Raw genomic sequence first — 12,674 nt, 5'->3', positions numbered from 1 at the left:
GTACAATTACGTTTTATTCAAAGGCGGGCCGATTAAAATTACCCGCAAATCCATAGATTTAGCTATCAACGTCAGCACCTTATTTTTTACAGTAATTTACAGCACCAACCTCTATCTACTCACCACAGCCAGCGAAGAAATCACCGGCGCCATAGAAAACTTAATGCAGCCGCTGCGCCGTTTGCACTTGCCAGTCACCGAAATTGCCCTAACATTAACGTTATCTTTGCGGTTCATTCCTCTAGTATTGGAAGAAATACAAAATTTAGTGCGATCGGTGAGCACTAGAGCTATCAACTGGAAAAAACTCGGCTTTCGCCGCGCCGCTCAAATTTGGTTGCTGATCGCCGAGAGGCTGTTAGAAAACTTGCTGTTGCGAGCCGAACAAATTGCCAGCGCCATGAAAGTTCGCGGCTTCACCAGTCCCGATCGACACCGTGTAGAATGGCACTCGTTGCATTTCAAACTCCGAGACTGGATCGCCTTCGGCTGCTTGATCGTCCTCTGGAGCGCCCGCTTGGTTTGGGGTTGGGACAGTTGAGATTAAAGATTAAAGATTAAAGATTAAAGATTAAAGAATTTTGAAAAATTGGGAATGACTGATACCAATTTCATAAAGTTATGCTGCTACCGAAAGTTTGACTCCCCCCTTTTATAAGGGGGGGTTGGGGGGGGTAGATATGTAGCGCTATTTTATGAATTTGGTATGAGGAAGCTCGTGGTTTGGAGTACGGGCCTACATTTGAGTAAGTTTTGTCTGGTGCGCGACAGTCCTGCTAAAGTAATGAAGGCAAATATCTAGACATCCAAGATTTTGAACATCTATCTCGGGACAGATATCGTATACATTCCCCGCATTCAAGCCGCATTAGACCGATTTGGCGATCGATTCCTGGAAAAAGTTTTCACACCGGCAGAACAAAGGGATTGCGGGCAACTAAATTCTCAACACAGCAGCATTAAAGGTAAAATGAATCGAGTTTCCTGCAACCAGCTAGCTGGACGCTGGGCTGCCAAGGAAGCGGTTGTCAAAGCTCTAGGCACGGGATGGCGAGGAATACGATATGCAGATGTGGAAGTTCAGCGCGACGATCGCGGTGCTCCCAAGGTGCAACTGCACGGAACAGCAGCAGCACGAGCCTCAGTTTGGGGGAATTGCCAGTGGCAATTAAGCCTCAGTCACGATGGAGACTATTGCACGGCTACGGCGATCGCCCTTTGTACCCCGCCGGAAAACAACCCCCTCGGGCGATCGAGCGAAACTCAAATCTCAAATGTAAATCTTTAAACTAACATCGATCGACTGTGAGCGTAAATGACTACCGAAACCTACCTGAACCATCCAAACTTCGGCCTCCTCTTCAGGGTATCCCAGGTTGAAGACAGCCAAGAATTATTCACCACCCTATACGCCCAGCGCCTATTCTTCTTAGTGACAAACGGCCCAGGCGGCCTGAGATTTGAACCCATCAGCCGCTCCGACGCTCGCCTGATGGTAGAAATTCGCCTGCGAACCCTCCGCCGCAGCGGCCAATACAAAGATTACGACCAATTGCAGGCGATTCACAAGCGTACATTTCAATAGCGAAAATCAGTCATTAGTCATTAATTGGGAATTCCTCGTTACCAGGCAGAGCCTGATAATGTAGATCCCGAGGCTCTACCTCTCTTTACCTCGCCGCTTCTGGAAACACAGAAGTGTAGCAGATGTTTAAATTAAGTAACCGGGTATCATTAATTACAAAAAGACTCTTGACGCTGATTGGGCCCTGGGGCGATATACAAGTGTAATTAATTCAGCACACCCTACTGATTAAATTTTCGTTCCTAATTTTCCCGAACTCCAGTTCCCAACGTTGAGCAACTATGACCATTATCTCTGCAATTAACAGCATTCGCCAACACTTGCCCGAATCAGTGCGGTTAATTGCCGTTACCAAACAGGTATCGACTGATGCTATCCGCCAAGCATACGGCGCCGGCATCAGGGATTTTGGTGAGAGCAAGGTTCAAGAGACTGTCGAAAAACAAAATCAACTGCAAGATTTACCAGATATCAACTGGCACTTAATCGGCCACTTGCAAAGCAACAAAGCAGCCCTAGCCCTTGAGCATTTCCAGTGGATTCACTCTCTCGACAGCTTAAAACTGGCCGCGAGGCTCGATCGCATAGCCGGCGAACAGTCCCGATCTCCCCAAGTCTGCTTGCAAGTCAAAATGTTGCCAGATCCGGACAAATACGGCTGGAGCGTCCCAGAACTGCTTGCCGACCTCCCAGAACTGAACAAATGTCAGCATCTCAAAATTCAAGGTTTGATGACAATACCTCCTCTAGGATTAGATGACTCGCAAATCCTAGAATTATTTAACAGCACTCGCGAACTTGCTAACCAAATCCAGCAGCAAAATTGGCCCCATATTAAGATGCAGCAGCTCTCGATCGGGATGTCGGGAGATTATCATTTGGCAATTCAAGCAGGTGCTACTATGATACGCATCGGACAAACCTTATTTGGCTCTAGGAGGGGATAAATATTGGAAATTTTCCGATCGAGACAACATAGGTTAAATATAAGAGTAGTTAGCGACCCGCGCCTAACCCGCAACGCGAGTATAGTCGGGGCAGTACAGTCGTGAAGGAGCTTAAATGGTGAGCATTTTTTCTAAGCTACGAGATTTTGTAGGCTTCAACAACGAGCCTGAGTACGATTACGAATACGACGAAGCGGATGGAGATCGTTTTCAAACCGTCTACCAACCGCCCGAACCGAACGCCGCTGCCGCTGCTGCTGAAGAAGAACGCCGCCAAAATCGCAGAATGCGGGAGCGGTCAGTAGTAGGATCGACAGGTACGGATGTAGTTGCACCAACCGGGGGAGTAGGGTCAGTAATGAATAACGTGATTGGAATGCCTGGAGCTATGAACGGGATATCAGAAGTAGTAGTAATGGAGCCGCGCACTTTTGAAGAGATGCCGGCGGCAATTCGAGCGCTTAAAGAGCGCAAGTCAGTGGTTTTGAACCTGACGGTGATGGACCCAGACCAAGCGCAAAGAGCTGTGGACTTTGTGGCGGGCGGTACTTATGCCCTTGACGGTCATCAAGAGCGAATTGGCGAAAGCATTTTCTTGTTTACGCCTAGCTGCGTGCAAGTGAGAACTCAGTCTGGTGTGGTTCACGAAGTGCCCCCAGCCCAAGGACGGCCCCGCCCTGCTACCGCTGCTCCCGCACCGACAGTCTGGCCTGCCGAACAACAAGCTCAAATGGTTCAGTAGTCATTAGTCCTTAGTCATTAGTCATTAGTCATTAGTCATTAGTCATTAGTCATTAGTTAGTAGTCAGTAGTCAGTAGTCCTTAGTTAACAACTAATAGCTGTGGAATCAAGACTGCGGATGAATAACATTAGCTAACAACTAAGTAACCAATGACTAATAACCAATGACTAATAACTAATGACTGACAACTAAGTAACAAATAACAAATAACAAATAACAAATAACAAATAACAAATAACAAATAACAAATAACAAATAACTAATGACTAACATCAAATTTGGTACGATCGGCGGCGGGGTAATGGGAGAAGCTCTCTTATCCCGCTTAATAGCACAAAAAGTTTATTTGCCCTCAGAAATATTGGTGAGCGAGCCGCAACTTCAACGGCGCGAATTTTTGACCCAGACATACGGAATCGGAACAACAGCCAGCAATCTAGAAGTTGCTGCCGCTACAGAAGTGCTGTTTTTGGCGATTAAACCGCAAGTTTTTGATACGGTAGCTTTGGAGTTGGCTGTGGGGGCCGATCGCAAACAAGCAAATAATGGAGAAACTGCTAATTGCCACCCATTGGCGCTGATAGTGTCGATTTTGGCAGGAGTCCCGCTCAGCAAGCTAGAACCGGCGTTTCCGGGGCGATCGGTGCTGCGGGTGATGCCGAATACTCCGGCAACGGTGGGGGCGGGAATGAGCGCGATCGCCCCGGGGAAACTCGTGCAACCAACCCATTTAGAATTGGTAAGGCGCATCTTTGGCGCGGTGGGAGAAGTGGTGGAAGTTCCAGAAAGTATGCTGGATGCGGTGACGGGGCTTTCCGGTTCCGGGCCCGGTTATGTTGCGATTTTGATCGAAGCCTTGACAGATGGCGGAGTTTGTGCTGGTCTGCCACGGGCGATCGCATCTCAATTAGCCTTGCAAACAGTATTCGGTACAGCGAAGCTATTACAAGAAACGGGAATGCACCCGGCAGAATTGAAAGATCGAGTGACAAGTCCCGGCGGTACAACTATTGCGGGAATTGCGAAACTAGAGAGTAACGGCTTTCGTTCTGCACTGATCGAAGCAGTGAAAGCAGCTTCTTTGCGTTCTCAAGAATTGGGTAAATAACAACAAATAATTTAAAATGGCTTATAGCGACTTCAAGCTGAAGGAACTTGTCAAGCAATTTGACTTAACTCTCAACGAAAATCAAGATTTATTTGCGGATATATCAGAAGTGGAATCTAGCGAAATCCTGAAAGTAGCGTTAAAAGAAAACGCAGGATTAGCAGTAGACATCAACACCGAAAAAGCTCGTTCTGAACTGATTATCGCACCCATTTTACTGGAAGTTAGACGACAATTAAATTATCAAATTGGTTTATTTTCCGGTTCCGAGTTCAATGTCGCTCCTGAAAAAGGATTAAATGGAACCTGCGATTTTTTAATGAGTTTGTCAGCGGAACGCTTGTTTATCAGCGCCCCTGTGATTACCCTTGTTGAAGCGAAAAAAGAAGATATTAAGGCTGGTTTCGGGCAGTGTGTAGCAGAAATGTTAGCCGCTCAATTATTTAATGAGGAGGAGGGAAATCAGATTCCAATTATTTATGGAGCTGTGACATCGGGTACTGTGTGGAGATTTTTGAAGTTAGAGGGACAGATTGTGTCTATTGATGCGATCGAGTATTATCTGAGGGATGTCGGAAAAATTTTAGGGATTTTATTAAGCGCGATACCTAGATACGAATTAGGGACAGAAACTAATTGAATCAAGAAAAAACGAGTTCAATTGCACTTTAAACCTGCTGCTGCCGCTGTCGGATACTTGACGGGAACAAAAGCAAGGCTGAACTGCTCTTTTCGACATTCTACAATATGCACCAAATCGCTGGGGGGATTTTGGCGATCGCCATTCTGCGGCGAGTTAAACTGAATAGTTCCTGTTGCTCCCCAAGCGGTAAAATCAGGAGATGAAAGGATTCTTTGCATTCCTTGGCGAGTCGGTATAGGCTGCATTTCCAATGCTTTTATGAGGGCGCGCGCTGCATCGTAAGCTGAAGCTATGCGAGTATTTCCCTCTTCTTCCCACAGCGAGCGAGCTTGTTGGGGAAATTCGGGATTTGGACTGTTTAAGGGATGCCAGCCAACAGAAAAAATTAGTTTTTTAAACAACTTTTGCTGTTGCTGGGATGCCAGTTCTAACATTTGCGGACACATCAGCATCCAGGCGCCGACAATCCAATTGCGATCGCCATTAAGTTTTATTATCTCAAATGCGTTGTCTAGAGATCTCGTATGATGGGGATCTGGAACTAGCACGATCGCAGTTTCTCCCTTTCCCTGGATTTCCTCGATCGCTCTTTCGGCGTTGAAGTCATTTATTAATAAATCGAAATCGCGAATACCGACTATTTTTCCTCCTCCCTCATCTCGAAAATAGTTTGTGTAATCTTCCACAAAAGATGCACCGAATGGGCTTCTAGGATTGTATAAAATTGTTGCTTGTTTTTGATTGTTTGCTAGGAGGTAGTTCGCTAAATCTCTAGCGATTAAACGGGTCGTATATTGAGTCCGAAAGAAAAAAATCCTAGGTTCATCCGTCAACTCCTTCGTGGCTGCACCCGGAGACATCAAAACGAGATTATTGTTATTGTAAATATCTACGGCGTGCATTGTCATTTCGCTGCTGCCGTGACCGACAACTGCTAAAATATCCGGTTGATTTACCAGTGAACTTGCTATTTGTTTTGCATCTTCTTCATCGTTCGCATCGTCAGCAATAATGATTTTAAGTCCTTTGCCCTTAATGGCTTTAGTCGGTAAAAAACCTTGACCGGGAAAGTCCCGAGCGCTAGAATTGGACAGTGCCAAATTAACTTCTGTTTGCGCTTGAGCCACTCCGCGCAGATATTCTTTAGCCTGAGCACAAAGCAGAGCATCACTCTCCTGATTTCTCCGACAAATAGAAAGGACTACAGCAATTGTGTAATAAGGAGCGTTGCTGACCTCTAGAAAAGCATTGTTTGTGTAAATTAAAGTTTCTGGATCTTTGCCAAATTCTTTATGCCACGATTCTTTGAATTTATTCAAAGCTTGTTCTGAATTTGAAGCTGCAAATTCTTTAACTCCTCTTTGCTTTAAACGAGGACGAGAACTTGTCAGGAGAATTTTTTCTCCGCCACTTAAACCATCTGGGAGGACTAAACGAGGGTTTGAGGCCAAAGGTGTCCTGCTGTCACGGGCGATCGAATATTCCGCTGCAACTGTAGCAGTCTTAATTGGCAGAATAACTCTCAATTTCCTGCTGCGCTTGCGTGGCTGCCGCTGTACTATCGAGTGCGGTGAGGGAGATTCCGCTAGCGAGTTCAAATGCTGCAACACTTCAGCAACAGATTGATAGCGATCGTTAAAGTGGTAACGTACCATCTTGTTTAGAATTTTTTGCAGTTTGCTGTTAATTTCTCTCATCGGGCGCTCGTGGGTTGAGTAGTGCCAGACGAGTTCCCCAGTTTTTTTATGATTGAAAAAATCTGCAATATCTAAACCTGCGATCGCTTGAATGCCGATGATTCCCACAGCATAGATATCGCTGTTAAACTTTGGCAGATTTTTGCACTGTTCTGCCGGCATATAACCCTCAGTACCAACGGCACGAGTTTGAGTTATTTGACCGTTCTCGATCGCCAAAGTGCCGATCGCTTTTACTGCCCCAAAATCAATTAAAACAATTTTGCCGTCAAATTGGCGCCGGATTAAGTTTGACGGTTTAATATCGCGGTGAATAATCCCTTGAGAGTGGACGAAAGCTAAAACGGACAAAATATCCTGCAATAAATCGATAACTTCTGACTCGTTAAACTGCTTACCTGAAATTAGTTCTTGGTTGAGCGGATTTCCTGCGATGTATTCTTGAATTAAGTAAAATTTTCCCTGTTCTTGAAAGCGATCGATCAACTTGGGAATCTGCGGACACTTATCGAGATACTTCAGGGTTTTAACTTCATTTTCAAATTGCTGTTGTGCTTCCTCCAACACCCGCAGATCGCTAGATTGAGGTGGCCCAATTTCCTTGACGACGCACAGGGGATTTTCGGGGCTGACCAAATCCTTAGCAGTATAGGTTCTGGCAAATCCTCCCTCACCTAATTTAGCGAGAATTTGGTAGCGATCGCGCAGAATATCCCCTGAATTCAGACACATAAATCGTTCCATCCCCTCGACTCGCCGCACTCGTTGGTGTCGATCGTACCACAAATATGAGTTTTACGAACTCAAAGTTATGACTTTTATGAACTCAAAGTTATGACTTTTATGAATTGACTTTGAGAGAGGCTTATTTAATCATGTTGACATCCGAAATTTTAGGGACAAGTATTTTATGGCTTTACAAAGAGACCCATCTGGATCGTCGCGATTCTTTGGCGACAATACATCCGAATACACTGATTTACGGGTCGGAAGTTTAGGTAATTCTTCTGAGGGAATTTTTCTGCTGGCAGGTGACGATACAGTCGATGGCTCAACAAACAACGATTTGATCTTTGGCAATGAGGGGGAAGATATTATCAGAGGGAATTTTGGCAACGATTCTTTATTCGGGGGAAAAGGGAAAGACGCAATAGCTGGAGATCAGGGAAATGACTCTATCAACGGCGGTCAAGATGGCGATCTGCTTTATGGTTACGGTGGAAATGATATTTTATTGGGCGGTAAAGGCAACGATCTTTTAGTTAGCGGTAGCGGAAATGACACTCTAGTGGGAGGTTTTGGCCGAGACTTGTTAACAGGTTTTGATGATAATAATTCAATCAAAATCGGGGGCAGCAACTTGTACGTCCTGCAAGCAGAACCCGGAGTTACAGATATCAATAATGCCGATCTCATTGTTGGTTTCAGACAACCTTTCGATAAAATTGGATTAGCAGACGGTTTGACTGTGAATGATCTAGTGTTGGAAAACTTGACAAATGTACCTATTACAGTACAGGCGGAATTTCCGCAAGCTGCGGGATCTTTTGCCAGTCCAGATTTATTAAGACCAATATCGATTGTGACTTCAGGGACTTTGATCAAAATCAGGAATTCAGGAGATTTAATCGGGTTTGTGGAGGGTATAACACCTGCTCAACTGCAAAACAGCATTCTCAACAGCATTATCTCAGTTCAGGGATTCTAAGCTGTAGGATGTGCTGCAATTGCCTCCTAAATAAAGCTTAAATCGAAGATGGGACAGAGAAATAATAATCCGCAACCAGCGGTACAACAATACTAATTATCGATCGCTAGCTGCTGTTTCCAATTTCTCTCCAATTTTCGGTTCAGTACCCTTCAACAGACGCTGAATGTTGCTGCGATGCCGCACAATCACAAATACGCCACCCGCAATACCAAACAATACATAAGCCAGCGGCTGATTTAAAGCAAACATCAATCCAGCCACGCTAATTGCACCGATAATCGAGCTTAAAGAAACTATTCGGGACAAGGCAAAAACTATGCCAAAAATGCCGAAAGTTCCCAAACCAACTGGCCAGTACAAGCCGAGCAAAACTCCCAAACTTGTCGCCACAGATTTACCGCCTGTAAACCCCAGCCAGATTGATTTGCTGTGACCCAAAATAGCAGAGAAACCAGCTAAAGTTGCCATCCAAGGTATGACAGTTGCAGTATTTTCTAAACCGGCGGCGGTTGCTAACTGGGCGGTAAAATCAAGAGAGTAAATGTAGCGAATTAGGACGATCGCACTTACCCCCTTGAGCACGTCAACCAGCAACACTCCCAACCCCGGCCACTTCCCCAAAGTCCTGAGTACGTTAGTTGCGCCAGTCGAACCCGAACCCACTTCCCGAATATCAATTCCCAGCATCCATTTCCCCAAAGCGTACCCACTCGGAATCGAACCCAGCAGGTAACCCGCTATTAACAATGCGCCATTGAAAATTATCCAGCTACCCATTTTTTAAATTGAGATTTGGTGTACTTTTAAAATTTGCAATCTTTCCCCTAGCATAATTAGCAATTAGCAATTAGCAATTACCAATTACCAATTACCAATTACCCAATCAAAAATCCTTAGCAGTTGTCAAAGTTTGCGGATCGGAAGCAAAGGCCAGCCACAGCGGAAATTGCAGCATCGACAAACTAATTAAATCCTCAGTTTCATCGATCGCAATTAACGGCAATTTGCCATCTCTCACCAGTCGATCGGCTTTTTGAGCCAAAGCCTCAGCAGACTCAAACATAATAATCCCGGATTCCGGGCCAAAATCGCTGCGAGTAATCCCCAAACAGTCCTGCAAACCCCTGCGCCACTCTCCCAAACGTTCGGGACTGTTCGCCAGCACCAAAGTCCGCACCCGCGAGCCGTAGACGCTTCTGAGTACAGAAATAATTGTCGAAGCAATCAAGATATTTTGCAACCGCGAACCCATAGTCCGCAAAGCCCCCCGTCCTCCTTGGGTGAAAAACCAGTTAGAAACTCGTTCCGCATGGATGGGTTCAAAGGTGCGGCGGAGTTGCCAAGGCGGGCCATAGTAGTCGGGAAGAGTGCGATATTGGTCGAGGATGCGGCGAATTTGTTTGGCTTGTTCTTGAAATCCCTGTTCGGCAAATCTGGGATTTACTGGCGCTGAGGATTCAGATTCGCCGGCATACATTTGCTTGGGCGTTTCTTGCACCGGCGGTGTCAAATCTAAGAGTTCGGCGGTGGCGGCCAAATCCTGCAAACTGCCGACAAGATAGTCTTTGAAACCCTGGACTCGAATTGCTAAATCTTGGGAAACGCCTGCAAAAGTTGTACGCATTTCTTTTTGAATTCGATCGCGCCGGCGTTCGAGTTTTTCTATTTCGATTTGTAGGGCTTGTTTGCGCCGTTCTAATTCCATCAAGCCATCTTGTACCAAACGCCCGATCGATGATTGAGTTTCGCCCAACTCTTCTATAGCCTTGGCTTTGTCTGCTTCCAAGGTGGCAATTCTTGCTGTCAAATCTTGTTCTTGCTGCTGCAAAGCTTTGACTCTATCTGCCAAATTTTTGGTAACATTTTCAGGGATGTCTGTTACCGCTGCTACGGTTGGTGTTGGCTGCGAGTCTGTTTCTGGCTCGATTTGCTCGCTCCTCTTCGTTGGCGCAGCCCCCGTAGGGGCGGGCTTTGCTTCGGATCGCTTCGCTAACGCTAACGCACTTTCTGATTGGCAACTGTCTGTTTCTGGCCCCATTTGAGCGAGGGCCCCTGCTGCGTCCACGAAATCGGCGATTTCGGCATCTGGCTCGTCCCAGGGGTCTGTTTCCAGCGGTAATTGGGCTTCAGGCTTCTGAAGTTCGATCGGTCTTTTCCGTTTTTGGGATGGAGGCTGGTAGTCGGTCTCCTTCGCGGGTAAATTGAGATTGAGTTCGCCGTCAGCGGCTGGTGTTTCTTGCGGTTCTTGGGTGGGAAATTCGTCTGAATTCATGGGAAATTTGGTTCGGCGCAGGGCACGTAAAAGCTAAAAATTTTAAATTAACAACTTTACTTTTTTAGTCTCGACGGGGACAGCGCTGTTCTAAGCAGGTCTGTAGCATTTTACGATCGAACAGAACCGGCAGAAAGTGAATGCTGTTAATTTCTTTGAAGTAGAACAAAATCGGCACAGCCGGCCAAAATATCCGCCAATTTTGCCATTCTCGGAAAGGAAAGCGCCGGATTAAGTTGGACGATCGATAAATGTCCAAATCCGTTGGAGTAAATTGTAACCGGATGGTGGCAGCTTGGTACATCAGAAACAAGCCGAACAGCGAAAGCGGCAAACTCGCCCACTTCTGCACGAACAGCAGCGGTACCGCAGCCAGTACCAGGACTAGGGGAATCGCAAAACTCGGGGCGAGTTCGATCGTATTTGTCGGCGCAGTCAAATCAGCAGTTGTATTCACGGGCTCAAGTTAAACGAATTTTGTCAATACTTGATATTTTACCGTTTCCTAGCTTAGAGCCCTTTGAGTACGCTAGAGCCCGTCCCCTGAAACATGATCCAAGTCATCAAAAAGTTAACCACAAAAATAGCCAGCAAAGCCGTCACCACCGCCGTGGTAGTCGATTGGCCGACCCCTTTTGCGCCGCCGGTAGTGGTCAAGCCCCAGCTAGTACCGATTACAGCAATCAAAGCCCCGAACACAAAAGCCTTGATCGCCGCGCTGCAAATGTCCCACAGAGTCAGGAAATTGCGGACTGATTCCAAAAACACCGTTTGAGAGACGCCGTACATTGTCGTCGCAATTAGTAGCCCGCCGGCGATGCCCGTGACGAGGGACAATATTGTCAGAATTGGCAGCATCAGACAGCAAGCTATGACGCGGGGAATTACTAAATAGTCGATCGGGTCTGTTCTGAGCATCAGCAGGGCATCTATCTGCTCTGTCACCTGCATCGTGCCGATTTCCGCAGCAAAAGCCGAACCTACCCGTCCCGTCACAATTACCGCCGTTAACACCGGCCCGAGTTCGCGAGTCAAAGACAAAGCCAAAACCCCGCCGACGACATTGCCGGCACCGAGGTTAATAAACTCCCTCGCCACCTGAATAGTAAATACCATGCCGACAAAACCCGCAGTCAGCAAAGCAATCAGCAGCGATTCCGGGCCAACTGCTGCCATTTGGTCGAGGGTATTGCGGCGGTTAATTTTGCGCGTCAGCAGGTGCAGCATAACTTGGCCGCCCAATAAAATTGCTGCGAACAAGCGCTGACTCCACAAACTGAGGCTCGACTGTGTGGTGTTGCTCAAGGGATTTCGACTGTAGAACAACTGCAAAAAATGAAATCTATCTACAAATCTTAAACAAGTTTCTTCTCTAAGATTTAAGATTTTTGACAGAACTGGGTGCACAGGGCGATCGCTGCCTATCCTAGAAAAGGACAAGTTTTGTTTGCTTGCACCTTTCGGCAGTTTAGCTGAATTTACTGACTCTTATGAGCATTTTTCCTAATTTTCTGCGCTCTGTACTGCTAACGGGCCTGTTGAGCTTTGTCGCTCCCTTGTTGTTAATCGGCGCTGGATTGACAGGCTGTTCGCTGATCGGTCTGGTGCCTGCTCTCCAAGGAATCGGTCATTCTGGAGAACACCTGATTTTGCAGTTCTTAGCTACTTTCGGCAGCGGCTGTCCCCTCCAGGGTTTTTTGGTCATCGGTCTAACTTTTGGTTTGGTGGGTGCTTTGTTTGATACCTACGCTGCTTATCAGCATTCGCGGTGGGGTTAATTATCGTGTTTCGTCTGAAAATCCGGGATTTGAGATTTTAAGTCGTCCATTCTAGATTGAAACTCAAATCTCACATTTTATGATTGTTGGGTTGAGTTGCGGTTCGATCGCACCGCGCCACCTGCAAAGACTTCAACTAACAACAGATACTTAGGAATGAGAATTAAATAACTTACCATTTTTATTGTTC

Annotated in this window: 14 protein-coding genes; 9 read left to right on the top strand and 5 right to left on the bottom strand. The window is 46.3% G+C overall.

Going from position 1 to position 12,674, the window contains the following annotated elements; genetic code table 11:
* The 7 genes from IQ270_RS22820 to IQ270_RS22790 all read left to right on the top strand — a co-directional run.
* Positions 1–541: energy-coupling factor transporter transmembrane protein EcfT (locus tag IQ270_RS22820; protein WP_193975489.1), on the top strand; the 541-nt coding region annotated here is incomplete at its 5' end.
* A gap of 273 nt (positions 542–814) precedes the next feature.
* Positions 815–1,288, top strand: coding sequence for a holo-ACP synthase (gene acpS / locus IQ270_RS22815; RefSeq protein WP_193975488.1), 474 nt, complete (start codon positions 815–817; stop codon positions 1,286–1,288).
* Between the two features lie 27 nt (positions 1,289–1,315).
* Complete coding sequence (pipX, locus tag IQ270_RS22810; protein WP_193975487.1) at positions 1,316–1,585, top strand: transcriptional coactivator PipX; 270 nt, start codon at positions 1,316–1,318, stop codon at positions 1,583–1,585.
* A gap of 281 nt (positions 1,586–1,866) precedes the next feature.
* A complete protein-coding gene (locus IQ270_RS22805) occupies positions 1,867–2,532 on the top strand; it encodes a YggS family pyridoxal phosphate-dependent enzyme (protein WP_193975486.1) in 666 nt (221 codons plus the stop codon).
* Positions 2,533–2,647: 115 nt separating this feature from the next.
* On the top strand, positions 2,648–3,274 hold the full coding sequence (locus IQ270_RS22800; protein WP_193975485.1) for a cell division protein SepF: 627 nt from the start codon (positions 2,648–2,650) through the stop codon (positions 3,272–3,274).
* Between the two features lie 263 nt (positions 3,275–3,537).
* Positions 3,538–4,383, top strand: a complete 846-nt coding sequence (gene proC / locus IQ270_RS22795; RefSeq protein WP_193975484.1) for a pyrroline-5-carboxylate reductase — start codon at positions 3,538–3,540, stop codon at positions 4,381–4,383.
* A 16-nt stretch (positions 4,384–4,399) separates the two neighbouring features.
* On the top strand, positions 4,400–5,023 hold the full coding sequence (locus tag IQ270_RS22790; RefSeq protein WP_193975483.1) for a hypothetical protein: 624 nt from the start codon (positions 4,400–4,402) through the stop codon (positions 5,021–5,023).
* A gap of 17 nt (positions 5,024–5,040) precedes the next feature.
* Here the strand turns inward: IQ270_RS22790 and IQ270_RS22785 are convergent, their stop codons facing one another.
* The gene (locus IQ270_RS22785; protein WP_193975482.1) at positions 5,041–7,455 is read right to left on the bottom strand and encodes a bifunctional serine/threonine-protein kinase/ABC transporter substrate-binding protein; all 2,415 of its coding nucleotides are present in this window, start codon (positions 7,453–7,455) and stop codon (positions 5,041–5,043) included.
* 178 nt (positions 7,456–7,633) lie between these two features.
* Here IQ270_RS22785 and IQ270_RS22780 point away from each other — a divergent pair, with 178 nt between their 5' ends.
* Positions 7,634–8,431: a calcium-binding protein gene (locus IQ270_RS22780; RefSeq protein ID WP_193975481.1), complete on the top strand. Its 798-nt coding sequence runs from the start codon at positions 7,634–7,636 to the stop codon at positions 8,429–8,431.
* A 96-nt stretch (positions 8,432–8,527) separates the two neighbouring features.
* On the opposite strand, the gene plsY is transcribed toward IQ270_RS22780, so the two are convergent.
* The 4 genes from plsY to IQ270_RS22760 all read right to left on the bottom strand — a co-directional run bounded on the left by plsY (position 8,528) and on the right by IQ270_RS22760 (position 12,011).
* Positions 8,528–9,211 carry a glycerol-3-phosphate 1-O-acyltransferase PlsY gene (gene plsY / locus IQ270_RS22775; protein WP_193975480.1) on the bottom strand — a complete coding sequence of 228 codons (684 nt, stop codon included), beginning with the start codon at positions 9,209–9,211 and terminating at the stop codon, positions 8,528–8,530.
* 106 nt (positions 9,212–9,317) lie between these two features.
* Complete coding sequence (locus IQ270_RS22770) at positions 9,318–10,706, bottom strand: DUF3086 domain-containing protein (RefSeq protein WP_193975479.1); 1,389 nt, start codon at positions 10,704–10,706, stop codon at positions 9,318–9,320.
* Positions 10,707–10,770: 64 nt separating this feature from the next.
* Positions 10,771–11,163, bottom strand: coding sequence for a DUF3119 family protein (locus tag IQ270_RS22765; protein ID WP_193975478.1), 393 nt, complete (start codon positions 11,161–11,163; stop codon positions 10,771–10,773).
* A gap of 53 nt (positions 11,164–11,216) precedes the next feature.
* The gene (locus IQ270_RS22760) at positions 11,217–12,011 is read right to left on the bottom strand and encodes an MlaE family lipid ABC transporter permease subunit (protein WP_193975477.1); all 795 of its coding nucleotides are present in this window, start codon (positions 12,009–12,011) and stop codon (positions 11,217–11,219) included.
* Positions 12,012–12,196: 185 nt separating this feature from the next.
* Here IQ270_RS22760 and IQ270_RS22755 point away from each other — a divergent pair, with 185 nt between their 5' ends.
* Entirely contained in the window at positions 12,197–12,484 is a 288-nt protein-coding gene (locus tag IQ270_RS22755; protein ID WP_193975476.1) for a hypothetical protein, read from the top strand.
* Positions 12,485–12,674: the final 190 nt, after the last annotated feature.

Source organism: Microcoleus sp. LEGE 07076, assembly GCF_015207455.1.
Taxonomy (GTDB): domain Bacteria; phylum Cyanobacteriota; class Cyanobacteriia; order Cyanobacteriales; family Microcoleaceae; genus Microcoleus.
This window is presented reverse-complemented; position numbering and strand designations above follow the sequence as displayed.

Excerpts from the sequence above, each read along its gene's own strand:
- IQ270_RS22790 (WP_193975483.1), top strand. The coding sequence starts at position 4,400 with ATGGCTTATAGCGACTTCAAGCTGAAGGAACTTGTCAAGCAATTTGAC.
- IQ270_RS22755 (WP_193975476.1), top strand. The coding sequence starts at position 12,197 with ATGAGCATTTTTCCTAATTTTCTGCGCTCTGTACTGCTAACGGGCCTG.
- IQ270_RS22800 (WP_193975485.1), top strand. The coding sequence starts at position 2,648 with ATGGTGAGCATTTTTTCTAAGCTACGAGATTTTGTAGGCTTCAACAAC.
- proC (WP_193975484.1), top strand. The coding sequence starts at position 3,538 with ATGACTAACATCAAATTTGGTACGATCGGCGGCGGGGTAATGGGAGAA.
- IQ270_RS22785 (WP_193975482.1), bottom strand. The coding sequence starts at position 7,455 with ATGTGTCTGAATTCAGGGGATATTCTGCGCGATCGCTACCAAATTCTC.
- IQ270_RS22805 (WP_193975486.1), top strand. The coding sequence starts at position 1,867 with ATGACCATTATCTCTGCAATTAACAGCATTCGCCAACACTTGCCCGAA.
- IQ270_RS22770 (WP_193975479.1), bottom strand. The coding sequence starts at position 10,706 with ATGAATTCAGACGAATTTCCCACCCAAGAACCGCAAGAAACACCAGCC.
- IQ270_RS22780 (WP_193975481.1), top strand. The coding sequence starts at position 7,634 with ATGGCTTTACAAAGAGACCCATCTGGATCGTCGCGATTCTTTGGCGAC.
- pipX (WP_193975487.1), top strand. The coding sequence starts at position 1,316 with ATGACTACCGAAACCTACCTGAACCATCCAAACTTCGGCCTCCTCTTC.
- plsY (WP_193975480.1), bottom strand. The coding sequence starts at position 9,211 with ATGGGTAGCTGGATAATTTTCAATGGCGCATTGTTAATAGCGGGTTAC.